The sequence below is a fragment of the Roseburia sp. AF22-2LB genome, assembly GCF_003461125.1.
Lineage (GTDB): Bacteria > Bacillota > Clostridia > Lachnospirales > Lachnospiraceae > Roseburia_C > Roseburia_C amylophila.
Genome location: NZ_QTWM01000004.1, coordinates 247731 through 273602, shown reverse-complemented (window position 1 = coordinate 273602; position 25872 = coordinate 247731). Strand labels below are relative to the sequence as shown.

The following is a 25872-nucleotide window of genomic DNA, read 5'->3' as shown; positions in this document are numbered from 1 at the left end:
TTATTTTCAAGGCTTGAAAGCGGTTTTCATCAACACATTTTGTCCTATAACTCCAGATAGCTTACTACTCATGTACACCAAGAGGGACTGTCATTTTACAATTTCTGTAAAACAACAGTCCCTCTTTATAGATACTTTCTATTTTTTGTCTTTCACCTCGTCTAATGCATTTCGAAAGATTCGTTCAAATTCATTTTCGGAACATTTTTTCCGGCTGGATTCATCCGAATACCCTCTATTCTGCTGTCTTTCCTGCTCATGAACGAGCAAAACAACCGGAACCTTAAAATAACCGTCATATCCGTATGCGACAATCCCCTCCCTGGAGCTTTATTTCAATGGTTTCATATTATATATCGGCAAAAGTGTCTGATTTCTTTAGTCCTCTACCGGTTCTGCCGGAATAAAAATACGGTCTTTTACCACATCTGCAGGCTTTGGTGCTGCTTCTTCTGCTTCCCTGCAGAACTGCAGCTGTGAATTCACCAGTACCTTTCCACGTTTGTCAACCTTTTCATAGGTGCCATCCTTCTGAAGGAGATGTGCTTTCGTATTATCTGCCAGTTCCACATCCAGAATATGCATTACTTTATGCTTTAACTCTTCATTTTCTACGGGGAAAATAATCTCTACACGGCGGTCTAAGTTACGCGGCATCCAGTCAGCACTTCCCATGTAAATTTCTTCCTGTCCATCATTATAGAAATAGAAAATTCTGCTGTGCTCCAAGAAATTTCCTACAATGGAACGCACTCTGATATTTTCACTGATCTTTGGAATGCCTACCTTCAGGCAGCAGATTCCACGTACCACCAGATCAATCTGCACTCCCGCTGCTGATGCTTCATACAAAGCTGCAATAATATCACGGTCACAAAGAGAATTCATCTTGGCAACAATTTTGGCTGTCTTTCCCGCCCTGGCGTATTTTGTTTCACGCTCAATTAATTTCAAGAAACGCTTCCGCAGCCAGATTGGTGCTACCACCAGCCGGTTCCAGGACAGCGGTTCAGAATAACCGGATAACATATTAAATACTGCTGTTGCATCTTCTCCGATTGCTTCCGAACAGGTAAAGATACCACAGTCTGTGTACAGCTTTGCAGTGGAATCGTTATAGTTTCCGGTTCCAAGATGTACATAACGGCAGATGCCTTCTTCTTCTCTTCTTACGACCAGTGCAATCTTGCTGTGGGTCTTTAAGCCCACCAGACCATAGATGACATGGCAGCCTGCTTTCTCTAATTTTTTTGCCCAGACAATATTATTTTCCTCATCGAAACGGGCTTTTAATTCTACCAGAACAGATACCTGTTTGCCATTTTCTGCTGCCTGCGCCAGCGATGCAATGATTGGCGAATTGCCGCTGACACGGTAAAGTGTCTGTTTGATTGCCAGTACATCCGGATCTTTGGCTGCCTGACGGATAAATTCGACTACCGGATCAAAGGTCTGGTATGGATGATGCAGTAAAATATCACCTTTTTTAATCGCATCAAAGATACTCTCTCCCTGCTGGATCTGCGGCACCGGCTGTGGCGTATATGGTTTGTAACGTAAATCATCACAGCCTTCCAGTCCATACATCTTCATCAGGTAAGTCAAATCAATCGGTCCATTGATTTTAAAGATATCATCCTCTGACTCTACCCGAAGTTCATCCTTTAAAAATGCCAGCAGACGCTTATCAATGCCATATTCCACTTCCAGCCGGATAACTTCGCCCCACTGCCGTTTCTTTAGGGATTTTTCAATTTCTTTCAGTAAATCCTCTGCTTCGTCCTCATCAAAGGAAAGGTCCGCATTACGCATAATACGATACGGATAAGCACAGACCACTTTATGGCCTAAGAACAATTTGGAAATATTCTTCTCAATAATCTGCTCCAACAGGATAAAGGATTTCTCGCCTTCCTTTACGGATGGAATTGGAATCAGCCTTGGTAATACAGATGGCACCTGAACGGTTGCATATTCATAGATGGTTCCGCCCTTCTTCCCCTCTGCCTTAAGCTTCTTCTCTTCTTCTTTGCCAAGGAGGTCATCCTTCTTCGGATTTTCTTCCAGTAAAGCTACAATGTTTAATGTCTTATTGCGAATCAACGGAAATGGTCTGGATGCATCCACTGCCATCGGTGTCAGTACCGGATATATATTTTCTTCAAAATAACGGTCTACATATTCTGCCTGAAAATTTTCCAAATCTTCATAGGCATCTACAATATAGATTCCTCTTGCATTCAATAGCGGAATCAGGGAACGGTTATAAGTAGAATACTGCAGTTCTACCAATTCCCTGGTATCATGATTAATGGCTGCTAACTGTTCAGACGCTGTCATACCGGCAATATCTGTTTTCTTATAGCCCGCATGTACCATATCCTTTAAAGAAGCCACACGTACCATGAAAAATTCGTCCAGATTTGAAGAAGTAATGCTGACAAATTTTAACCGCTCCAGCAGCGGAATGGATTTGTCTCTTGCTTCATTCAATACTCTGCCATTAAATTTAATCCAGCTCAACTCACGGTTTTCATAATATTCCGGATTCGTATATTCTTTTAATTTTTCCATTCGCATACTCTCCTAACTATAGACCTTTTTCACTTTAATCACCGGTTTCATACTGAATACTTCTTCAAAGAAGGACGCCTTGGACTCAAACAGTCCCTTTTCCAAGGTCACATCATCTTCCGTCTCTATGGTAATAATCAGATTTCTTCCGGAAACAGATGTCTTTACATTCTTAAATTTCTGCTTGTGGCTTCTATCCATGGCATTTGCCACCTTAAGGATAGCTGCAAGCTTGGCTACGGTAAGATAACTGTCATGATCCATCTTATCTGCCAGTCTGTCATAGCTGTCTATCGGTAGTGTATTATAAAGTACCGTAGACGCCACAATTTCACGCTCCAGATGAGTCAATCCAATAATTTCTGAAGAAATAATAATGTCATAGGAGCACTGCGGTCCATTAACCAGACTGACAAATTTACCACAGTCATGGAGAATGGCTGCTGTCCTTAGCATCAGCCGCTCTCTGTTTCCCAATCCATGAATCTTCTTCATGGCATCAAATATCCGGACTGCCATCTGCTCTAATGCTTCAAGATGTGGCTGATAGCCGAAATATCTTTTGGACATACATTCCGCCGCAGATATTACATCTTCTTCGAAATCATGTGTTGCTTTCACCATATTATGCCGCTGTGCATAATCATATGCTATACCATCATTTACATTCACACCCGGAACAACAACATTCTGCGCATTTAATGCAGCAACTAACTGACGATAGATAACCAGTGCCGGAATCAGCAATGCATCACTCTCGTTGGTGATTCCTAATTCTCTTGCAATCTGTCCTGTATTCTTGGCTCTCAGCTTCTCCGTATAACGATAGAACTTGTCCGCATCTACCATACATTTGCCATTTTCTTTACTGATTTTCGGCATAAATGCAGAGATATAATCTCCCATAAAAATAACATAACGGATGCCATCCTTTGGCAGATAAAGAGCTTTAAAGACCTCTAATTCCTTATCTACGACTTCCTGTATCTGCTGCTCATAATTACCGCTGCTTTGCATGCCAAGGTCAAAGAGTTTCTCCTGTACACGCATAATTCCAATCAGAAGATGCTGCGTGGTAACTACCTTTCCTTTTACAAAAAGTGTTATCTGCATACTGCCACCACCTACATCAACTACTGCTGCATTCTGACTGGTCATATCCTCAAAATTCTTCTGGGATGCCACCGTCTTATAACTGATAAAACGATGTTCCGAATTGCTCAGCACTTTCACATTAAGTCCGGTTCGAATCCGTATCTGGTCTAAAATAAATGCTTCGTTCTGTGCATCCCGGATGACAAGACCTGAATATGCTTCATACTCATCCGTCCGATACATCTCCATAATCCCCACGAATTCTTTCAGCACCTGACACAATTCATCCGCTGTTTCATATCCAACATATCCCTGGGAATAAACATCCCTTCCCAATTCTATTCTATGGCGGACATGGTCAATTTCCCGGATTCCTCTCTTAATGGAAAGCTCAAACACTTTCATGCTGATTTCATAAGACCCGATATAAATTGCTGCAAAAGTCTTCATCCGTGCTCCTCCTCCTGTGTAAATCTTCTGTTACACTTCCTGTCCTAACATATAATTGATAAACTGCTGTGCGGTTCTTCCGGAAAGTCCACCATGACTTAACTCCCATTTGTTGGCTTCTGCTAAAAGCTCTTCTGCCGGAAGATGTACTCCCTGCTTTTCTGCCAGTTCTACTACAATCTGCTGGAATTCTTTCTTGGTCGGTGCTCCAAAGTAAATAGATACACCAAAACGATATACCAGCGAAAGTTTTTCCTGTACGGTGTCAGAAGTATGCATATCCTCACGCACTTCCTCTTTATCTGAAAAGTTCTCACGAATCAGATGTCTGCGGTTTGAGGTTGCATAAATCAGCACATTGTCCGGTTTCTTCTCCAGCCCACCTTCAATTACAGCTTTCAAATATTTGTATTCAATTTCAAATTCCTCAAAAGATAAATCATCCATATATATAATAAATTTATAATTACGGTTCTTTATCATGGAAATAACCGTGTTCAAATCTTTAAACTGATGCTTATAAACTTCAATCAGGCGAAGTCCCTGCTCATAATACTGATTGGCAATTGCCTTTATGCTGGTTGATTTACCGGTACCTGCATCACCAAACAACAGACAGTTATTGGCACTCTTTCCCTTTACAAAAGCTTCTGTATTATCCACCAGCTTCTTCTTGGCAATTTCATAGCCTACCAGGTCATCGAGTTTCACATGAGCGATTCTGGTAATCGGTGCCAGTTCTACAACACCATTGGTATTCTGGATACGGAATGCCTTATGTAAGCCTAGATTTCCCACACCAAATCTTGCATAGAATCCGGTTACGCTGTCCTGAAATGCATTGGTATCCTTTGCTCCTGCCAGTTCTACAGCCAGTTCACAGATGCAGTCACGGATACGTTTGTTAAATACGCTTCCATTATCATCCGGTCCCTTGAAATTCTGAAGCACATCCATATCATCAATTTCCAGAGTCTTTGCCACTTCATTTAAGTTATAATCAAACATTTCTTTTAAAATAGCAAAATCATGGGCTGCAATCGCATTGATACTTCCGTTTACTGCTCCTTTCATTTCGCAGGCGGTACTGTAGGCATTTTCATTATTTACCATAATAAACGCAAGAAAACAGTGCCACAGATTTCCTTCAAAACCGTGGCTCACTGCCAGTTCAATCAGTTGGTTCAAACATCTATAATACAATTCTACTATATCAGACCGATTGTAAAATTCACTATCATAGTTTTCCAAAATCCATGTAAAATTATAAAATAATTCTCCATTTTCAAAGTTCTTATATAAAATTAATTCTCCTGAATGTTTCATCTTAATGTCTTACCTGTCTTTCTAATAATTTCCAAGAATTTTAAAGTTTTCAGCTTCTTCTTTGATTCCATGCAATGCATTCTTTACTGCACTCTCATTTAAATTTCCTTCAAAGTCAATAAAGAAACGATATTCCCAGTTCCGCTCTCCTAATGGTCTTGATTCTATCTTATTCATGTTCAAATCATTAAAAATAAAATGGGATAACATATGATAAAGAGATCCACTTTCATGCGGAATTTCAAAGCAGATACTGATTTTTCCGGCATTCTTTAAGAATATCTTACGGCCGGTTACAATGACAAACTTTGTACAGTTATTGCTGTTATCCTGGATATGCTCGTCCAATATATCAAGCCTGTAAATATCGGCAGTAAGACGGCTGGCAATGGCTGCCTGTCTTAGGAGACCATCTTCTTTTACTTTTTTTGCTGCCATGGCAGTATTCTTAAAGCTGTGTTTTTCCCAGTTCCGATGCTCGTCCAAATATCTACCACACTGCATCAGTGCCTGCGGATGGGAATATACCTGTTCAATATCAGATAGCTTTGAGCCTTTCGTTCCGAGCAGGCAGTGGTCTATTGGAATAATCTGTTCTCCCACGATACAATTATCATATTCTACCAGCAAATCATAATTTTCTGACACAATTCCGGCAGAAGAATTCTCAATCGGAAGCACTGCATAATCTGCTTCTCCTTTTGCGATTGCTTCCATGGCATCCCGCCAGGTCTGCACATGATAACTGTTTGTGGTATCATGGAAAAACTGCTGCATTGCCATCTGGCTGTATGCGCCCTCTTCTCCCTGATATACGATTCTTATATTTTTATCCGGAAGTGCCGCTGCCTCTTCAAATGGTATCGGCTCCATAATGCCTTTTTCTGCCAGCTTCTGATACTGCCTTTTTCTGCTCATGCTCATCAGATGTTCAAAAAGCTCTCTTGTTCCACGCTTTAAAAACGGGTCATCTACCATGGAAGTTACCTTTTCTAACTTTTCTTCTTCCCTTGCCTTATCAAAGACTTTTTTCCCGGTAGAAAGCTTATAATCTGCCACCTGTTCGGTCAGTGCCATACGTTTTTCATACAGTGACACCAGCTCTTTGTCCACGCTGTCAATTTCTGCTCTTATCTCTTTTAAATCTTTCATTGTTATCTTTCACCTTATTATTTTTTTCTATCATATACCATTCCCATTTCGGTTGCAAGTTTCCCGAAAGAAAGTTATAATTTTTATCGTAAGAATTGTGGAATTTGGAAATGTTATAGGAAAGTTCTTTCCGTTGCTTTGACTGGATAGCGACTTTGTCCGGCTGCAGCGGATACATCCTTTCGTCTGCAAGGGGCACTAAGAATTTCCATTTTATATCACATAGTTGTGGCAACCGGCGCAAATTCACATCCATGTTCAACTTGCGCCTCGCTGGCACATCCTGTGCCAGCGTTGCCAGTTATTAATGAAATTCCAAGTGCCCCTAACAGACTACAGAAATTGCATCCGCAATCAGCCGGACAAAGCTGCCATTCTGTCAAATATCGGAAAGAAAAACATCCTCCTGTCGTATTTCCAAATTTCACAATCGTCTGATTACATATAACATCAAAGGAGGATTCTTATGAAAAACAAACGAAAAAAACAGCTCTTTATCACGATTGCAATTATTCTTATTCTGATTACAGTGTTTTGTCTGATTCATTTTCTCAACCGCACAAAAATGAATTCCGGTTATGTCAATGGAAATTCTGCCGGTAATCTTTATAACGGTGGACTTTTCTGTGAAAGCAACGGCACTGTTTTCTTCAGTAATCCTTCCGACAACCACCGACTCTATTCCATGAATCCTGATGGTTCTGATATGAAGAAGCTTTCCGATGATACCGTCTCTTATATCAATGCAGATGATCACTATGTTTACTATGTCCGAAACAACAAGAGTGAGGATACTAATTTCTCTTTTCTGAATTTTGGAACTAACAGCTTATGCCGTATCAACCGTGATGGAGGCAGGGTTACCATTTTAGATGACGACCCAAGTCTTTATGCCGGACTGTACGGAAATTATATTTACTATATCCACTATGACAAAGAAACGGCTTCTACCCTGTATCGGATAAAAATCGACGGAACAAAAAAAGAACAGGTTTCTAAGTTTCCTTATAAGACCTGCTCCTCTAATGGACAGTATATGTACTTTAATGGCGAAAACGATTCCCACTCTCTCCTGCAGCTTGATACTGCTGACAACTCTGTTGCTACACTCTATAGCTGCACCTGTTATGAACCGACTGTAATTAATGACACGGCTTATTACATGGATGGAGACAACGATTATGGACTAAGCACTTATTCCTTAAGCAGCGGTACTGCCAACCTTATCATTCCATCCAGAATTGACTGCTACAACGTCACCGGGGATTATATCTATTATCAAAAAAATGGAGAGGGTGCCGGTATCTACCGCTGTCTCACCGACGGAAGCAATGAGGAATTACTGATATCCGGTAATTATACCGCATTACATACCACCTCACAGTACCTTTACTTCTATGAATACGGCAATGACTCTGTCTGTTATCAGATGCCACTTAGCGGAACCGGAAATGATATCGGTGTATTTACGCCGGAGAAATTATAATCTACCATTCCAAAAGCCGCATCAGAGCTGAAGTTTTTCTTCCTCTCCAATGCGGCTTTTTCTATTTTATTACAAACTATACTTTTTTCTTCTGTCTGCAAAGAAATTGAAAAATATCCTTTTCCAATAAACGTCCCTTACAGGCTGGTACGAACCTGTTTTGGTTTATAGCCTTCTTTTTCCAAAGCATTGATAATCTGCTGTTTATGCTCCGGTCCAAAGCACTCTAATGTAATGCGAAGTTCAACTGCTGCGGTACGGTTGGTTGTTACAAACTGGTTATGCTCCAGCTTGATAACATTTCCCTGCTCTCTTGCGATGATTCCGGACACTTTACAAAGCTCACCCGGCTTATCCGGAAGCAGTACAGATACAGTAAAGATTCTGTCACGGAAAATAAGTCCCTGCTGAACAACGGAAGACATGGTAATGACATCCATGTTTCCACCGCTCAGGATGGATACGACCCGTTTGTCTTTCACATTCAGATGCTTTAATGCGGCAACGGTAAGTAAACCGGAGTTCTCTACCACCATCTTATGGTTTTCTACCATATCAAGGAAAGATACGACCAGCTCATCATCACTTACGGTGATGATATCGTCTAAGTTCTTCTGAATATATGGGAAGATTTTTTCTCCCGGAGTCTTTACTGCGGTACCATCTGCAATGGTATTCACTGCCGGAAGTGTTGTAACCTTACCCTCCTTAAAGGAAGCCTGCATACAATTTGCTCCAGCCGGTTCTACACCAATCACTTTAATCTTTGGATTCAGTAATTTGGCAAGAGTGGAAACACCGGTTGCCAGTCCGCCTCCTCCGATTGGAACTAAAATATACTCAACCAGTGGAAGTTCTTTAAAGATTTCCATGGCTATGGTTCCCTGACCGGTTGCAACCGTCAAATCATCAAAAGGATGGATAAAGGTATATCCATGCTTCTCAGCCAGTTCATAAGCATGTGCACATGCTTCATCATAAACATCTCCATAAAGTACTACATCAGCACCATAGCTCTTGGTACGGTTTACTTTAATCAGTGGTGTTGTGGTTGGCATAACGATGGTTGCTTTACAGCCATAGCATTTTGCTGCATAGGCAACACCCTGGGCATGGTTTCCTGCGGAAGCGGTAATCAGTCCCCTCTCTCTTTCTTCTTCGGATAAAGTGCTGATTTTATAATAGGCACCACGTACCTTATATGCTCCGGTAAACTGCATATTTTCTGGTTTCAGATATACTTTGTTACCGGTCTGCTCACTCAAATAATTGCTGTAAATTAATTTGGTCTCCAAAGTTACTTCTTTTACTTTTTCACTTGCTTCTTCAAATTTATCTAATGTTAACATTCTGTCTCTCCTTCTTCTCCCGAATCTTCCTTTACATCAAACAATGCATTTACAAACTGCCCGGAATCAAATTTCTGTAAATCATCTATGGTTTCACCGACACCGATATATTTTACAGGGATGCCAAGTTCTGACTGAATGGCAACTGCGATACCACCTTTTGCGGTTCCGTCCATTTTCGTTAAAATAATTCCGGTAATGTCTGCCACCTCTGCAAACTGTCTTGCCTGTGCCAGTGCATTCTGTCCGGTTGTAGCATCCAATACTACCAAGGTCTCGCGGTATGCATCAGAATACTCTTTTTCCAGAATACGGTTGATTTTGCGAAGTTCTTCCATCAGATTTTTCTTGTTATGAAGCCGTCCGGCAGTATCGCACAAAAGGACATCTGCCTTTCTTGCTTTCGCAGCTGCTACTGCATCGTATACCACAGAGCCCGGGTCAGCACCCTCCTGGCCGCCAATCATGTCTACTCCGGCACGGTTCGCCCATTCCTTTAACTGGTCTCCTGCCGCTGCACGGAAGGTATCTGCCGCAGCTAAAACCACGCGTTTACCCTGACTCTTTAATTTACCTGCCAGCTTGCCAACAGAGGTTGTCTTTCCGACTCCGTTTACACCAATGACTAAAACGACAGATTTTTCTTCCTCGAAGCGGTATGCAGTCTCGCCTACATCCATCTGCTCTTTGATACTCTGAATCAGAAGCTCTTTACAGTCTGCCGGCTCTTTGATTTTTTCTTCTTTGACACGTTCCTTTAACTTGTCCAAAATTGCCTCTGTGGCATGTACACCAAGGTCTCCCATAATCAGAATCTCTTCGATTTCTTCATAGAAATCATCATCAATATGTGAAAATCCATGAAATACAGAATCAATACCGGATACAATGTTATCTCTTGTCTTGGTTAATCCTGATACAAGGCGGGCAAAAAAGCCTTTTTTCTCTTTCTTTTCTTCTTCCATCTTGTCACTTCTTTCTCTGTTCATTTCTCTTATTTATCTAAATCTTCTTCAATCAGATTTACACTTACCAGTGTGGATACACCCTTCTCCTGCATGGTAATTCCGTACAGGCGGTCGGCTGCTGCCATGGTTCCTCTTCGGTGCGTAATGATAATAAACTGCGTATTCTTCGTTAATTTATGCAGATATTTTGCAAAACGTCCTACGTTAGAATCATCTAACGCTGCCTCAATCTCGTCTAAAAGACAGAATGGAGATGGCTTTAAGTTCTGAATTGCAAATAACAGTGCAATGGCTGTCAACGATTTCTCTCCACCGGACAACTGCATCATGTTCTGCAGCTTCTTTCCAGGTGGCTGTGCAATAATACGGATGCCGCACTCTAAGATGTCCTCATCCTCGACTAACTCTAAGGTTCCTTTACCACCACCAAAGAGATCCTTAAATGCCTTGTCAAATTCATGCTGGATTTCCGCAAACTTCTCGGTAAACTGCTTGCGCATTCCGGTATCCAGATCTTCAATGATACCCACCAGCGTCTGCTCTGCTTCTACCAAATCATCATGCTGCGTCTTTAAAAACGTATAACGTTCACTGATTTCTTTATATTCTTCAATGGCATTGACATTGACATCACCCAATTTTCGGATATCATCCTTGATACCGTAAATCTGTTTCTTAAGTTCCGGCAAATCCTGATATTCTTCATTGCGAAGCAGCAATGCGTTATGCGGAGTCAGCTCATATTCCTCCCACATATAATTGGTCTGGTATTCACCTGCCTCTTCTAACTTCTCTCTCTGGCTGTTCAGTCGGAAAATCTCTTTGTCAAGATTTGCAATCCGCTTGGAAATCTCTTCTCTTCGTTCAAAGAATCCCTTATACTCTGCTGACATCTGTTCTTTTGCAGCAATGCTCTCAGAAAGCTTCTGATTCAATGCCGCATAATTCTCATCGGATGCAAGAATGGTCTTTCGGATGGCTTCAATGTCTGCCTCATGACGTTTTGCATCTTCTTTGGATTCTGCTGACTGATTCTTCAAAGACTCCTGATTCTTGTATACACGCTCTAACTCTTCTTCCACACGTTCTAAGTTTTCCTGTATGAATTCCTGTTTCTGTGTGAATCCGGCTTCCTCTAACTGCACCTTGGAAACAGCTTCAGTTGCAGCCTCTTCCAGTTTCATCTGTTCTTCTAAAATCACCTGGAACTGCTCTGCCTGGGCTTTGATTTCTTCTTCCCGTACTTCTGCTTCTTTGATTTCCTCTTCCGTACGTTCCTTGCCCTTCTTAATATCCGTCAACTGTTCTTCAATATCCTGGCTCTCATTCTTTAAACCTTCAAATACGCTCTCGCTTTCATTCTTCTGCTGCAAGGTACGGTCTACATTCATCCTGGCTGTATTCTGCTGTAAATACTGTTCCTGTAAATCAGTCCGTACCTTTTCCATATCCTGCATGGCAAGTTCCTGTGCAGTGCGGATTTCTTCGCTCCGCTCCTTGCAGGATGCAATGGTTTTCTTCAGTTCTTCCAGTCTCTTCGTCAAATCGTCAATTTCGCGTTTTCTTCCCAGAAGATTACCGGTATTCTTAAAGGCACCACCGGCAATGGAACCACCCGGGCTTAAATACTCACCCTCCAAGGTTACCATATGTAAAGAATAATGGCTCTTCTTCGCCAGTGCCAACGCATGGTCAATGGAGTCCATAACAAAGACTCTTCCAAGAAGATAGGACATTACACCGTCAAATTTTGCATCATGTTTTACCAGCGTATCTGCCTTTCCGATTACGCCTTCTTCTTTTAAAAATACATCCTGCTTGCTGTTATCCTTACCGGTAACACTGGTCAACGGCAGGAATGTGGCACGTCCCAGACGATTCTGTTTCAGATAAGCAATCATTTTCTTTGCTGTCTGCTCGTCTTTCGTAACAATGTTCTGGATGTTTCCACTGAGTGCAACTTCAATGGCTGTCTCATACTTCTTGTCCACCTGAATGAGGTCTGCCACAACGCCGAGGATTCCGCCTTCCTTATCCTTCTGCTCCATTACCTTACGGATACTGTTTCCATAGCCTTCATAACGCTCTGCAATATTTTTTAAGGTCTCAAGACGGGATTCTCCCTTATTATAGTCAATAGTTGCTTTTTCTAAGGCACTCCGGTTCTCTGCTGTTTTCTTACGCCAGCTTTGAATTAAGTCTGCGGTCTCTTTTTCTTTTGCCTTTAATGCTTCAATCTCACGACTTACTTCTGCTAATTTGTCCTGATATTCTGACAATACACTCTGCAAATCTGCTTCTTCGCTTTTACGCTTTAAGAGACGCTGATTCAACTGGGCTTTGCGGATATTTACCTGCTCTGCCATGGTATCGAATTTCTGTAATTTTGCTTTTGTGGAAGCTTTATTATTCAGAATCTCAATAATCTCATTCTTGCCTTCTTCGATGCCCTGCGTACAGCGGGCAATTTCCTTCTGAATCTTTTCTAACTCATCAGAAGCTGCCTGCTTGCGTGCTTCAATCTCTGCTACCTGGCTGTCAATTTCCTGCTTCTGTGCAAGATAATGCTCCTGCTGTTCTTTTCTTTCTTTCCGGTCACTTTCTAACTGTTCCAAACGTGCTTTTAAGCTGTCATCTGTCATCTGTGCAGCCTTAATCTGCTCATTTAATACATTAATCTGACCTTCCAGTTTTCCCTTCATGACATTGGTATTGCTGAGTTCTTCGCGGATTTCTGTGATTTTCGCATCCATTTCTTCCATGTCCTGCTCTTTTTTCTCATACTCCGCTTTGATATTCTCGTATGCCTCGTTGTCTTCTTTTAACTGGGTATCTGCAATTTTAAACTTTTCTTCTACTTCTTTGGTCTGGGTCTCAATCCGCTCCATCTCTAAAAGGAACATGTTAACATCCAAGGTCTTTAACTCTTCCTTTTTCTTAAGATAGATTCTTGCGGTCTCTGACTGTTTCTCCAACGGTCCTACCTGACGCTCCAGCTCTGTCAAAATGTCATTGACACGTACCAGGTTCTCCCGCTCACTTTCTAATTTCTTCTGGGCGGTTACTTTTCTTCTCTTATATTTTACAATTCCTGCCGCTTCATCGAAAAGTTCTCTTCTTTCCTCCGGCTTACCGCTTAAGATTCGCTCAATCTGACCCTGTCCGATAATAGAATAACCTTCTTTACCGATACCGGTATCATAAAAAAGCTCGCTTACATCCTTCAGACGGCATGGATTGCCATTGATAAGATATTCACTTTCTCCGGAACGGTATACTCTTCTGGCTACCGTTACTTCTGAATAATCTACCGCAAGCTGATGGTCTGCATTGTCTAATGTAATCGCAACATATGCATAACTTAATGGCTTACGATTCTCTGTTCCCGCAAAAATAACATCCTGCATGCTTGCACCACGTAGCTGCTTGGCACTCTGTTCTCCCAATACCCAGCGCACTGCGTCCGCAACATTACTTTTTCCACTACCGTTTGGCCCCACAATGCCTGTGATTCCGTTGTGAAAATCAAATACAATTTTATTTGCAAATGATTTAAAACCGTGAATTTCAATACTTTTGAGATACATAACTTCCTCCGTTTAAGAGCGCTTATTCTCCTGCTGTTTCAGCTTAAGCAGCGCCTGATATGCAGCCTCCTGTTCTGCTGCTTTCTTTGTATGTCCCATTCCCTCTCCAATGGACTTTTCTCCGATTCTGGCTTCTACCACAAACCGCTTATCATGATCCGGTCCTTCTTCCCGAATCAACTGATAATTCAGTTCTTCATTATATCCTGCCTGTACTATCTCCTGCAGGATAGTCTTGCTATCATAAAAGAGCTGTTTGTGCTCAATGTCTGTCAGAATGTATTTTAACACAAACTCTTTTGCATTAGCAAAACCACCATCCAGAAAAATTGCTCCTATTACTGCTTCCAATGCATCCGAAAGAATGGATTTCCGATTTCTTCCTCCTGTTAAATCCTCTCCTTTTCCCAGATACAGATATTTTCCCAAATCAATTGCTCTGGTACAAAATGCCAGTGTCGGCTCACACACAAGACTTGCCCGGAGCTTGGTCAGTTCACCTTCCGAATAATCCGGATACTTCTGGTATAAGAATTCACTGGATGTAACCTCAAGCACTGCATCGCCTAAGAATTCCAGCCGCTCATTATCCGAGTGCTTCTTCATATGTCTTTCATTGGCATAGGAACTATGGGTTAATGCCTGTCTTAATAATCCCTGATTGTTGAAATGATATCCTATCACTTCTTCAAATTCATGTAATCTGCTCACTGTTTTCTCCTTCTAACTGTCGATGCTGCCCGCAAACTACGGGAAACACGCTTTGCAAGCCGCCTGCGGCGGTCGCTTGCGACATCTACCTTATACGCCGCAGTGTGCATCCTCGCGGAGCGTTTTTTACTTTACAGGAAAGAAATTTCCTGTAAAGCAAAAAAGAATCCGGCATGCCGGACTCTTTCGCACAATATGCTTCCTTTGAAGAATACTATCTATTCTGCTTTTAGTTCAGCGCACTCTTTATCTGCTCTACCGCATCGCCTACAGTAACAATTTTCTCTGCTTCTTCATTTGGAATCTCAATATCAAATTCTTCCTCCAGACCCATGATAATCTGGAAAACATCCAATGAATCTGCGCCAAGGTCATCTACAAAAGTAGTTTCCATACTAATCTCTTCTTCGTCCACATTCAGGACTTCTGCAATAATTTTTTTCAGTTTTTCAAATTCCATAATCTTTTCCTTTCTATTCTTCTGTTTCAGAAATTACTATATTTTTTTTGATTTTATTATTGATATCCTGTTCTTTAAATGTAACACACTGAATGATGGAATTCTTTACTTCCTTCGCCTTGGAGCTTCCATGTGTTTTAACCACCAGTCCATTCAGTCCAAGCAATGGTGCCCCGCCATACTGGGATGCATCGAAAGATTTTAATGTCTTCTTCAGTGCCGGCAATGCCAATGCTGCACCAATCTTACTCTTTAGGCTGCTGAGCATTCCCTGCTTTACTACACCAATCAGCGTACTGGAAAGTCCTTCATAAAGTTTAAGGATTACATTTCCTACAAACGCTTCACAGACAATGACATCTGCTCCGCCATGTGGTATCTCTCTTGCTTCAATACTTCCCACAAAATTGATATCCTTGCATTCTTTTAATAAAGGATATGTTTCCTTTACCAGTGCATTTCCTTTTTCTTCTTCTGCTCCGATATTTACGATTGCAACTCTCGGGTTCTTGATTCCCACAACATTTTCCATATAAATGGAACCCATCCTGGCAAACTGTACCAGATGTGAAGAACGGGCATCTACATTTGCTCCACAATCAATGAGCAGGGATACTCCTGTCTCGGTCGGAATCAGCGGTGCCAAAGGCGGACGCTCGATACCACGGATTCTTCCTACAATCACCTGTCCACCAACTAATACGGCTCCGGAACTTCCTGCCGATACAAATGCATCTGCTTCCTTCTGTTTTACCATATTCATTCCCACAACAATTGATGAATCCTTTTTCTTACGAATTGCATTTACCGGATGTTCCGCAGTCTCAATTACTTCTGTTGCATTCTTAATTTCAATCTGGTCTTTCTCATAGGTATACTTTTTCAATTCTTCAGCAATAACCTCCTGCTGTCCAACCAGTACAACCTGTATATCTCTGCGTGTATTTACTGCCTCGATGGCACCTTTTACAATTTCGCCCGGCGCGTTGTCGCCTCCCATTGCATCAACTGCCACTCTAATGACTTCCTGCATATACATTCCTCCTGTAAATCTGCCATCACATTAAGCCTATATTGAAATATACTATAACTTTCCATAGAAATCAACAGAAAACTAATTGAAATATTCCCGGTTCCGTTCCTCTTCTTTGGCAATGTCCTCCTCTGACATATAACGCAAGAAAATCTTCTCCATAATTCCATTCTGAATTGCAATAAATGCCGCCGGTGCAAAGATTAATAAAAATGGAATCAGATATACTAAAAATGCAATTACCAGCAAAATCACCAGCATAAGAATGGTCTTTGGCAGATGTGCAAATGACATCAGTGCTGCATTCTTTACAATTGCTTTATTGGTATTTTCAAAACGGGCAATGTTCGGATATACATATAACCAGATTGCAATCTCAAATACCAGCATAACAACAAAAATCACAAAAGCCTTGCCCCATGCTGCTCCGGCTTTCATAAACTGAAACATAATAAACCAGTCTGCTCCCATAATAAGACCAATTAATAGAAAAATCAGCCAGATTACGGTTGCCTGTTTGAAATTGGAACGGAAAGATGACCAGAACTCTTTCCAGATATATCCTCTGCCATGGCGGATTACTTTATTTACTGCATAATATAATGCCGTGCAGGACGCGCCAATAGTAAAAACCGGAATACATGCCATGAACCAGATTAAACTCAAGCAAAATATGTTAATCACTTTATCAAATGCGCTAAAGAACTTATTATTATAATTAAAAATATTGCTCATACCTTCTCCTTTTCTATGAATAGGCATCCACAAAACAGAATCTGTTTTGCAAATGCCTATCTTTTTCAGAAAGTAAAAAGGGAGTGTTTTTACAAACACTCCCGGGTCACTTCTTAATTAGTCCTGAGGAATAATTTCTTTCTTGTTGTATGAACCGCAGTTCTTACATACTCTGTGAGGCATCATCAAAGCGCCGCACTTACTGCATTTTACTAAACTTGGAGCAGTCATTTTCCAGTTTGCTCTTCTTTTATCTCTTCTTCCTTTGGAAGATTTGTTCTTTGGACAAATTGACATCTGGTTACACCTCCTTAAATTTATTGAAAATATCTTGAATTGCTGCCATTCTCGGGTCCAGCTCAGATTTCTCGCAGTCACAAGTCTTGACATTCAGATTCGTACCGCATTTCTTACAAATCCCCTTGCAATCCTCTCTGCACAGAACCTTCATTGGCCAGTTCACCAAGATTTCATCATAGACCATTTTATCAATATCAAGCTGAAATCCTTTCATGTAGTCTGCCTCATCCATCTCTTCTTCCGAAGCATCCGCATCTTCCAATGGGAACTTCTTATCGAATACAAGGTGGAAATCTGTTGGAACTTCTTCCAAGCAGCGGTCACATGGTATTGCTATCCTTACGTCCGTTTCTCCGTGAATCAGTAAATCCTTATTCTCTTCGTTAACGATACGCAGCTCGAATGGCTTTTTCTCTATGAACGGAAACACACCTAACTTTGAATCAAAGGATGTCAATTCAATTACAGCCTCTTTCGTAAGCTCTTTATTTTCACATGAACATACATCGGTTAAATCTAATATCACGTTTGTCTCCTTTTCACACCTAAACAATTATACATAGCACTATAGCTTTTGTCAACAATATTTTTCCTTTTTTAGCCTACCAAAGCTACGGTTTCTCTTGCGATTGCAAGTTCCTCGTTGGTCGGGATAATGCATACGGTTACTTTGGAATCCGGAGTAGAAATAATCTTATCCTCTCCACGAACCATATTTGCTTCCTTATCCATGGTAATTCCAAGATATCCGAAGTATGCAAGAATCTTCTCACGGATAAAAGATGTATTCTCACCAATTCCTGCGGTAAATGCAATGGCATCTACTCCGTTCATTGCAGCCACATAAGCACCGATATATTTTGCTACACGGTAAGCAAATACTTCACATGCTGCAATTGCTCTTGGATTTCCTTCATGATAAGCAGCCTCGAGATCACGGAAATCACTGGATACACCGGAAAGTCCCTCTACACCGGATTTCTTATTTAATACATCCATAATTCCGTCGATGTCAAGGTTTTCTTTCTTTGCAATGAATTCCATGATTGCCGGGTCAATGTCACCGGAACGTGTTCCCATTACAAGTCCCTCTAATGGAGTAAGTCCCATAGAGGTATCTACACATTTACCATCTAATACAGCACTGATGGATGCGCCGTTTCCAAGGTGGGCAACAATCAGTCTGGAATTGTTATAATCAAGATTTAAGAACTCAGCCAGACGTTTGGATACGAAGCTGTGGCTTGTTCCGTGGAAACCGTAACGTCTTACCTTGTATTTTTCATAATATTCATATGGCAGACCATAAAGATAAGCCTTCTGCGGCATGGTCTGATGGAAAGCGGTATCAAACACACCTACCATTGGTACACCAGGCATAAGTTCCTGACATACACGAATACCAATTAAGTTTGCAGGGTTATGAAGTGGTGCAAGCTCATTACACTCTTCCACTTTTGCTAATACTTCCTCATTTAATACAACAGACTGGGCAAATTTCTCGCCACCATGTACGACACGATGTCCTACTGCATCAATTTCAGAAAGACTCTTTACCGCACCTGTCTTTGGGTTTACCAGTGCATCCAGTACCATCTGGATACCTTCTTTATGGGTCGGCATTGGTGCTTCTGTTATCTCTTTATCATGGCCAGCAAGCTGGTATACTAATCTTCCATCAATTCCGATTCTTTCACAAAGTCCTTTAGCCAGTACAGCTTCTGTATCTGAATTAATAAGCTGATACTTCAAAGAAGAACTTCCACAGTTAATAACTAATACGTTCATCTGTTTTCTCCTCACTGCTATTTTTTTACGGTTCATTGTTACAAATCCGCATATGTATGTTTAGTATACCCCTATTTTAAATGGTGTTCAAGTACAGTGTCTGAAAAAATGCAAAGAAAAATATTTTTTCGAAATTCTTCTTATGAATACTTTCCATAAGTAATTTGCCAAAAATATGGGAATAATGCTATGATAGAACTATATTATTTGTAACTTTGGAGGACTTATGCGCATCATAGGAATCATTGCAGAATACAATCCGTTTCATAACGGTCATGCTTACCAGATAGAAAAAATCCGTTCCCTGACCCAGGCTGACTTCGTTATCGCAGCCATGAGTGGAAATTTCGTCCAGCGGGGAGAACCGGCTCTTATTGACAAATATGCACGAACAGAAATGGCTTTAAGCTGCGGTGCTGACCTGGTAATTGAGTTGCCAGCCCTCTGGGCAACTGCTTCTGCCGAACTTTTTGCTTCTGCAGGTGTTGCACTCATGCGTAAATGTGGCTGTGTAGACACCCTCTGCTTTGGTGCAGAAACAGACAATCTTTCTTTATTAAAAGAAGTTGCTTCCCTGCTCGTATCCGAACCAGAAGACTACAAAGAAGTTCTCTCTTCCTGTCTCAAAAAAGGAATGTCCTATCCTGCCGCAAGAAGTCAGGCGGTATGCAGCTATTTAAAAGAAGCCAACCCGCAAATCCCGGCAGATGAACTTGCCAGCCTTTTAAATGAGCCAAATAATATTCTTGCTATTGAATATTTAAAAGCGATTCAGGCTCAGAATGCCGCCATCACCCCTTATCTGATTCAGCGGACCGGAGACGGCTATCACGAAGCGGCACTTAACAGCAGTCTTTCCTCTGCCACTGCCATAAGAAAAGAACTTCTTTCAAACGGCTGGAATGACATCACTACATTAAATCCATATCTGCCGGAAGCTGCTTATTCTATTTTAAAAAAGTATCTTAATCTTTATCCGCCGGTTTCTGCCAATGATTTTTCTGCTCCGCTCTCTTACCTTCTGTTACAGCAGAGTGAAGCACAACTGGCTTTCTGTGGTGATTCCAATGAAGCAATTGCCCACCGGATAAAAAATTTGCAAAAACAGTTTCATTCCTTTGAGCAGTTCTGCCAGTTACTGAAAACAAAGGATATGACTTATACCAGAATCAGCCGGATTTTCACGCACCTTCTGCTTCAGATTACAAAGGACGATTACCGCCTGGGCAGATCATTGGATTATATTCCTTATCTCCGGATTTTAGGTTTCCGCAAAGATGCTTCCAGGCTTCTTACTATTTTAAGCAACTACGCCAGTGTTCCTATGATCTCCAAAACTGCCGATGCCTATAACTTTCTTTCTTCCGATGCAGCAAAGGTTTTTGATTTTGATATTTTTGCCGGCGAATTATACGAAAACATCCTGTCCGGAATAACCGGTCAGGATGCCAGAAGCGAGTTTGTACGCAATATTGTAAGGGTGTGAATTTTCCGTGCCGTCTGATTCCACCATTTGGTTGGTGGGAAAATCAAAAGAGTGTTTGATAAGAACTAAGATTTTGATTGTAAAAGGACATCTTAGTTCTTTGGCAGTAAAATTTCAGCAGTTCTTAGCAGTTTGTTTTTCTTGAATGTAAACTGTCTTTCCGTTGCTTTGACTGGATGTCTGCACTGTCCGTCGGGTACGGATGCTCTATAAAGCCTGCAAGGGGCACTGGGAATTTCGGATAATACATCACATTATCTGGCAACCAGCGCAAATTCACATCCATGTTCAAATGCGCCTCGCTGGCACATCCCTGTGCCAGCGTTGCCTGTTGCCAGACGAAATTCCAAGTGCCCCTAACAGCCTTTATTATGCATCCGTACTTCGACGAACCGTACAGACATCTTGTCAAACATTGGAAAGACTGTTTTTATCTCAAAAAGAAAAACAAACTGCTTAGTAACTGCGGAATTTTATAGCAGGAACTAAATGTCCTTTCACAAAGCAAAATCTTATCTTTCAAATCCTATCTGATTTTCCAGCTCCTAGTGGTGGAACAGACGGATTCCGGTAAAGCTCATCACCATACCATATTTGTTACAGGTTTCGATTACATGGTCATCACGGATAGATCCGCCCGGCTGTGCTACATACTGCACGCCACTTCTGTGGGCGCGCTCGATGTTATCTCCAAATGGGAAGAACGCATCAGAGCCAAGAGATACTCCGGTATTCTTATCTAACCATGCACGTTTTTCTTCTGCCGTAAATACAGCAGGTCTGGTCTTAAATATCTTCTCCCATTCGCCATCTGCAAGTACGTCCATATAATCCTCGCCAATGTAAAGGTCGATTGCATTATCACGGTCAGCTCTGCGAATTTTATCTAAAAATGGCAGATTCAGTACCTGTGGAGACTGGCGTAACCACCAGTTATCTGCTTTGGAGCCTGCTAATCTGGTACAGTGGATACGGGACTGCTGTCCGGCACCAATACCGATTGCCTGTCCGTCTTTTACATAACATACGGAGTTAGACTGTGTATATTTTAAAGTAATCATGGAAATTGCCAGATCTCTCTTTGCTGATTCCGGCAGCTCTTTGTTTTCTGTTACAATATTGTCAAAGAAATGCTCGTCAATATTTAACTCATTTCTTCCCTGCTCAAAGGTAACGCCAAATACCTGTTTACGCTCGATTGGGTCTGGAATATAGTCAGGATCAATTTCAATGACATTGTAATTGCCATTTTTCTTTGCTTTTAAAATTTCTAATGCGTCATCATCATAGCCCGGTGCAATAACTCCATCAGATACTTCTCTTTTAATTAAAAGTGCGGTTGCTTTATCACAGACATCAGAAAGAGAAATGAAATCTCCGAAAGAGGACATACGGTCAGCGCCTCTTGCTCTTGCATATGCATTAGCAATCGGTGTAAATTCTACATCCATGTCATCTACCCAGTAAATCTTACGCTCTACTTCAGAAAGTGGAAGTCCCACTGCTGCACCTGCCGGAGAAACATGTTTAAAAGAAGTGGCTGCCGGAAGTCCGGTTGCTTTCTTTAATTCTTTTACTAACTGCCAGCCATTGAATGCGTCTAAGAAGTTAATATAACCTGGTTTACCATTTAATACTTTGATTGGCAATTCGCCATTTTCCATGTAAATTCTGGATGGTTTCTGATTTGGGTTACAACCATATTTTAATTCTAATTCTTTCATTTTATTTTCCTCTCTCGAACGAATCTTATTCACAAAATCTTATTTGTTCTTGTTTACAATGCGGCTTTCATATTTTCCGGTTTCAATATCAATATATCTTACAAATAAGGATACCTTATTGTCTGCATTCAGGTTATTCCATACCAGCTCGGTAAATGCATCAATGTCATCTCCGATATCAACCAGTACCGGTTCGCCTTCAAAGCTTGGTAATGGATTGCCATCATTCATATAAGTATGAATGAAATGTCCTTCTCCTGCTACCGGATTCTCATAAGCAAATGTATAACGGTTGCAGGCATCCGGATTACCATTGTTGCTCTTTAAAATAGACATTGCATAATTGTATTTTCCATCTTCCACATGCATGATTCCGGAAATACGCGGTGTATAGTTAGGTGCGTCCGGCTCAAATTCTCTGGTTCTTAATGCCTGTTCGAAGGTCTGCTGTTTATCCATCAGTTCATAAATGGTATCTGTCTGGTCTCCATTGGTTACAATGGTCTTATTGCCCAGTACGCGAACCGGTGCATAAATAATAAGACTTGGGTCACTTAATTTTGCAGGGTCAAATGCCTGGGTACGGATTCCTTCTCCATCCTCAACAAATACACGGTTACGGCTGTTCTCGCTTCTTCCCATGATAAAATAAGCAGTTACCGCATACTTTCCATTCTTCGACTTTCCAATTACAATTCCTCTTCCCGGATAAGTAGTGCTTCCAAGTTCTTCTGCTAATGAAGTCATCTTCATTTTTGTTCCTCCTTCTTACGCTCCATGTAATTTTTAAAGTTGCTGCAGCTTTCGTCAAAGTCTCTTTCTCTTTCGAATTTTCCCTGTGACTTTTCCTGTTTGCATGCATAAAAAATACCGACACGTATCCCGAGCTTAACTGCCCAGACGGTCGGCTTTCTCAGGTCATACTTCATGTGGTTATTCCCACGGTTCCGTCAGTCATATGACCTGAATTTAGTAAAACATATTCCAAAACACTTGTCAAGGAATTCTTCCTCTAAGGACTCCCCTTCATAAGATTTTCTATTTCTATAAGAACTCTCTCAGACGTTCTGCACGGTTCGCCCAGGTATCTTCCTTAAGTGCCCGTTCATAAGAATATTCTATGATTTCTTTCATTTTCTTCGGATGCCCCAGCATGGATAATACCTGCTCCGGCAATGCATCCAGATGCTCTAACTCATAAAATGCCAGATCTTTTCCATCGCAGAAACGCTCCTTTAAATAAATGCTGCCATCTGTCAGGGATACTGCTTTATTTAACATGGCTGTAAAAATTCTATCATGGGCTCCATCCTTAAACCACGGCATGGTATTCAATGCAAGCTTTGTATTCCGGATGATTTTTACGCATTCGGCAGAATCAAGCTGTCTTCCGTTTAAAATAAGATTCTCCGGATGCTTTACCTTAAGATTCTCCCACCCTTTGCCAAAAACATGTACCCGTACTCCATTGTCTACCAATGTCCGCACCGTTTCTCCACGGAAATAAGTCCGGTTATACATATCCAAAAAAAGCATTCCTGCAAAGCATGCCATCAGCTCCCGCTCCGTTACTTCCGGAATCTCCCGGCGGACAAAATGCTCCATGGCAGAATCTAACGGCTCTGACGGATGCAGGCGGAGATAATTTAATATCTCATGATAGAAATCAATATATTCCTTCGTCTGGCTGGTAAAATGCTCTTCAATTGCCGGAAGATGCACATAGTTTGCGATAAAACCCACTTCATATTCCCGGTTCTCATATGGAATAAAATCTGTTGGGACTCGCTCTTCCCCATCCATCAGAAAATTCCCTGCCAATGGTAAAAAATGACAGGGAATCCCTTTATAAAACCGTTTCATATAAGAAATATGCTGACGGTCGATACAGAACACAGTCAGATTCGGAATTGTCTCATCAAGCTGCTTATGATAATACAACGGATGGTCCACAAGAATACAGTAGACCGGAATATTTCTGCTGGCAAAGACAGACTGAGACTCTGTCTCCAGCAGGAACTCCTCTCCGCTTAATCCGATAAAGTTAAAGGTAATGACTGCGGTCTCGCCACTTTTTAAAAAGCGGCTTAATCGTTTCGTATCAGCATATTCTGCCTGAATGTCGAAGAAGAAAATCTGATATCCCATCTTGCGAAATGACGCTGCCATCTCATGTGAAAAATAAGTTAATGTTTCTACGCCTCGTTCAAAAAACACAAGTTTACGGATATCACTCATTTTCTTTCTCCATTTCAAAAAATCCTAGTTCTTAAAGCTGTGAATTGGTGCAGGAATTCTTCCCCCACGGTTGATAAATGCATCACAGGAATACTGGTTTACCGGCATAATCGGTGCATAGCCGAATAATCCACCAAATTCTACAGTATCGCCTACTCCCTTTCCGATTACCGGAATCAGACGGGCTGCTGTAGTCTTCTGGTTAATCATTCCAAGTGCCATTTCATCTGCAATAATACCGGAAATGGTAGTTGCCTTGGTATCACCCGGAATTGCAATCATATCGAGACCTACGGAACATACACAGGTCATTGCTTCTAATTTCTCCAGTGTAATGGCATTTGCCTGTACTGCATTAATCATTCCCTGGTCTTCGCTGACCGGAATAAATGCACCACTTAAACCACCAACATAAGAAGATGCCATTACGCCGCCCTTCTTAACCTGGTCATTTAAAAGAGCAAGGGCTGCTGTCGTTCCCGGTGCACCTGCATATTCAAGACCAATTTCACAAAGAATATCTGCTACACTGTCTCCGATTGCAGGAGTTGGTGCCAGAGATAAATCTACAATACCAAATGGAATATTTAAAATTCTCGACGCTTCCTGTGCTACAAGCTGACCTACACGGGTTACTTTAAATGCAGTCTTCTTGATGGTCTCACATAATACTTCAAAGTTCTCTCCACGGACTTTTTCCAGTGCAGTCTTTACAACACCCGGTCCGCTGACACCAACATTGATTACCGCATCTGCCTCTGTTACACCATGGAATGCGCCTGCCATAAACGGGTTGTCATCCGGCGCATTACAGAATACAACCAGTTTCATACAGTCTACAGAATCTCTGTCCTTAGACTGCTCTGCCACCTCTAAGAGAATCTCTCCCATTAATTTTACAGCATCCATGTTAATTCCGGTTTTTGTGGATGCAAGATTTACAGAACTGCAGACTCTTTCGGTACGGCAAAGTGCCATTGGAATAGAACGGATTAAAAGCTCATCTGCCTTTGTCATTCCCTTGGATACCAGTGCAGAATATCCACCAATCAGGTTTACTCCTACTGCTTTGGCTGCTGCATCCATAGTATCTGCGATGGTTGCAAAATCTTCCGGTGTCTTGCAGGCTGCCCCGCCAACCAGTGCAATTGGTGTAACGGAAATTCTTTTATTTACGATTGGGATTCCAAATTCCTGCTCAATCTGATTTCCTGCTGATACCAGATCCTTTGCCACTGTAGTAATTTTCTTATAAATGTTATCGTTTAACTTCTTTAAATCAGAATCAATACAATCCAAAAGACTGATTCCAATGGTAATGGTACGGACATCTAAGTTCTCATGCTCCACCATTTTATTGGTTTCGCTTACTTCCATTATATTAATCATTTTTTGTCTCCTATATTCTGC

20 protein-coding genes and 1 riboswitch are annotated in these 25872 nt (G+C 41.4%); of the genes, 2 read left to right on the top strand and 18 right to left on the bottom strand.

Annotated features, from left to right (window positions below):
* Positions 1 to 378: 378 nt before the first annotated feature.
* Genes DWX96_RS08500 through pheA form a run of 4 tightly spaced genes read right to left on the bottom strand, consistent with a single transcriptional unit; the run spans position 379 to position 6597 of the window.
* Entirely contained in the window at positions 379 to 2574 is a 2196-nt protein-coding gene (locus DWX96_RS08500) for an RNA degradosome polyphosphate kinase (protein ID WP_117841207.1), read from the bottom strand.
* 12 nt (positions 2575 to 2586) lie between these two features.
* A complete protein-coding gene (locus DWX96_RS08495; RefSeq protein ID WP_117841208.1) occupies positions 2587 to 4119 on the bottom strand; it encodes a Ppx/GppA phosphatase family protein in 1533 nt (510 codons plus the stop codon).
* Positions 4120 to 4149: 30 nt separating this feature from the next.
* On the bottom strand, positions 4150 to 5445 hold the full coding sequence (locus DWX96_RS08490) for an ATP-binding protein (RefSeq protein WP_117698734.1): 1296 nt from the start codon (positions 5443 to 5445) through the stop codon (positions 4150 to 4152).
* 21 nt (positions 5446 to 5466) lie between these two features.
* Entirely contained in the window at positions 5467 to 6597 is a 1131-nt protein-coding gene (gene pheA / locus DWX96_RS08485) for a prephenate dehydratase (protein ID WP_118057244.1), read from the bottom strand.
* Positions 6598 to 7063: 466 nt separating this feature from the next.
* Between pheA and DWX96_RS08475 the strand changes: the two genes are divergently transcribed.
* Positions 7064 to 8083 carry a DUF5050 domain-containing protein gene (locus tag DWX96_RS08475; protein WP_117841209.1) on the top strand — a complete coding sequence of 340 codons (1020 nt, stop codon included), beginning with the start codon at positions 7064 to 7066 and terminating at the stop codon, positions 8081 to 8083.
* A 137-nt stretch (positions 8084 to 8220) separates the two neighbouring features.
* Here the strand turns inward: DWX96_RS08475 and ilvA are convergent, their stop codons facing one another.
* The 10 genes from ilvA to DWX96_RS08425 all read right to left on the bottom strand — a co-directional run bounded on the left by ilvA (position 8221) and on the right by DWX96_RS08425 (position 19014).
* A complete protein-coding gene (gene ilvA / locus DWX96_RS08470) occupies positions 8221 to 9432 on the bottom strand; it encodes a threonine ammonia-lyase (RefSeq protein WP_022244090.1) in 1212 nt (403 codons plus the stop codon).
* The gene (gene ftsY / locus DWX96_RS08465; RefSeq protein ID WP_022244089.1) at positions 9426 to 10397 is read right to left on the bottom strand and encodes a signal recognition particle-docking protein FtsY; all 972 of its coding nucleotides are present in this window, start codon (positions 10395 to 10397) and stop codon (positions 9426 to 9428) included. The genes ilvA and ftsY overlap by 7 nt, the downstream gene beginning before the upstream one ends.
* A gap of 29 nt (positions 10398 to 10426) precedes the next feature.
* The gene (smc, locus tag DWX96_RS08460) at positions 10427 to 13987 is read right to left on the bottom strand and encodes a chromosome segregation protein SMC (protein ID WP_022244088.1); all 3561 of its coding nucleotides are present in this window, start codon (positions 13985 to 13987) and stop codon (positions 10427 to 10429) included.
* A gap of 12 nt (positions 13988 to 13999) precedes the next feature.
* Entirely contained in the window at positions 14000 to 14698 is a 699-nt protein-coding gene (gene rnc, locus DWX96_RS08455) for a ribonuclease III (protein ID WP_022244087.1), read from the bottom strand.
* A gap of 229 nt (positions 14699 to 14927) precedes the next feature.
* The gene (gene acpP / locus DWX96_RS08450) at positions 14928 to 15158 is read right to left on the bottom strand and encodes an acyl carrier protein (protein ID WP_022244086.1); all 231 of its coding nucleotides are present in this window, start codon (positions 15156 to 15158) and stop codon (positions 14928 to 14930) included.
* A gap of 13 nt (positions 15159 to 15171) precedes the next feature.
* Positions 15172 to 16191, bottom strand: coding sequence for a phosphate acyltransferase PlsX (gene plsX / locus DWX96_RS08445; RefSeq protein WP_022244085.1), 1020 nt, complete (start codon positions 16189 to 16191; stop codon positions 15172 to 15174).
* Positions 16192 to 16272: 81 nt separating this feature from the next.
* Positions 16273 to 16926: a YesL family protein gene (locus DWX96_RS08440; RefSeq protein ID WP_158561517.1), complete on the bottom strand. Its 654-nt coding sequence runs from the start codon at positions 16924 to 16926 to the stop codon at positions 16273 to 16275.
* Between the two features lie 117 nt (positions 16927 to 17043).
* Positions 17044 to 17223 carry a 50S ribosomal protein L32 gene (gene rpmF / locus DWX96_RS08435; RefSeq protein ID WP_022244083.1) on the bottom strand — a complete coding sequence of 60 codons (180 nt, stop codon included), beginning with the start codon at positions 17221 to 17223 and terminating at the stop codon, positions 17044 to 17046.
* 4 nt (positions 17224 to 17227) lie between these two features.
* Complete coding sequence (locus DWX96_RS08430) at positions 17228 to 17752, bottom strand: YceD family protein (RefSeq protein WP_197420842.1); 525 nt, start codon at positions 17750 to 17752, stop codon at positions 17228 to 17230.
* Positions 17753 to 17823: 71 nt separating this feature from the next.
* Positions 17824 to 19014 carry an acetate kinase gene (locus tag DWX96_RS08425; protein ID WP_022244081.1) on the bottom strand — a complete coding sequence of 397 codons (1191 nt, stop codon included), beginning with the start codon at positions 19012 to 19014 and terminating at the stop codon, positions 17824 to 17826.
* Between the two features lie 226 nt (positions 19015 to 19240).
* Here DWX96_RS08425 and DWX96_RS08420 point away from each other — a divergent pair, with 226 nt between their 5' ends.
* Complete coding sequence (locus DWX96_RS08420) at positions 19241 to 20500, top strand: nucleotidyltransferase (protein ID WP_118057241.1); 1260 nt, start codon at positions 19241 to 19243, stop codon at positions 20498 to 20500.
* Positions 20501 to 21045: 545 nt separating this feature from the next.
* Here the strand turns inward: DWX96_RS08420 and DWX96_RS08415 are convergent.
* The 4 genes from DWX96_RS08415 to DWX96_RS08395 all read right to left on the bottom strand — a co-directional run bounded on the left by DWX96_RS08415 (position 21046) and on the right by DWX96_RS08395 (position 25851).
* Entirely contained in the window at positions 21046 to 22224 is a 1179-nt protein-coding gene (locus DWX96_RS08415; RefSeq protein WP_117841215.1) for a phosphoribosylaminoimidazolecarboxamide formyltransferase, read from the bottom strand.
* A gap of 39 nt (positions 22225 to 22263) precedes the next feature.
* Positions 22264 to 22977, bottom strand: coding sequence for an IMP cyclohydrolase (locus DWX96_RS08410; protein WP_022244078.1), 714 nt, complete (start codon positions 22975 to 22977; stop codon positions 22264 to 22266).
* Between the two features lie 134 nt (positions 22978 to 23111).
* A riboswitch (ZMP/ZTP riboswitch) is annotated at positions 23112 to 23192 on the bottom strand.
* A gap of 76 nt (positions 23193 to 23268) precedes the next feature.
* Complete coding sequence (locus tag DWX96_RS08400) at positions 23269 to 24462, bottom strand: glycosyltransferase family protein (protein ID WP_118057239.1); 1194 nt, start codon at positions 24460 to 24462, stop codon at positions 23269 to 23271.
* A gap of 24 nt (positions 24463 to 24486) precedes the next feature.
* Positions 24487 to 25851, bottom strand: a complete 1365-nt coding sequence (locus DWX96_RS08395; RefSeq protein ID WP_117698745.1) for a PFL family protein — start codon at positions 25849 to 25851, stop codon at positions 24487 to 24489.
* Positions 25852 to 25872: the final 21 nt, after the last annotated feature.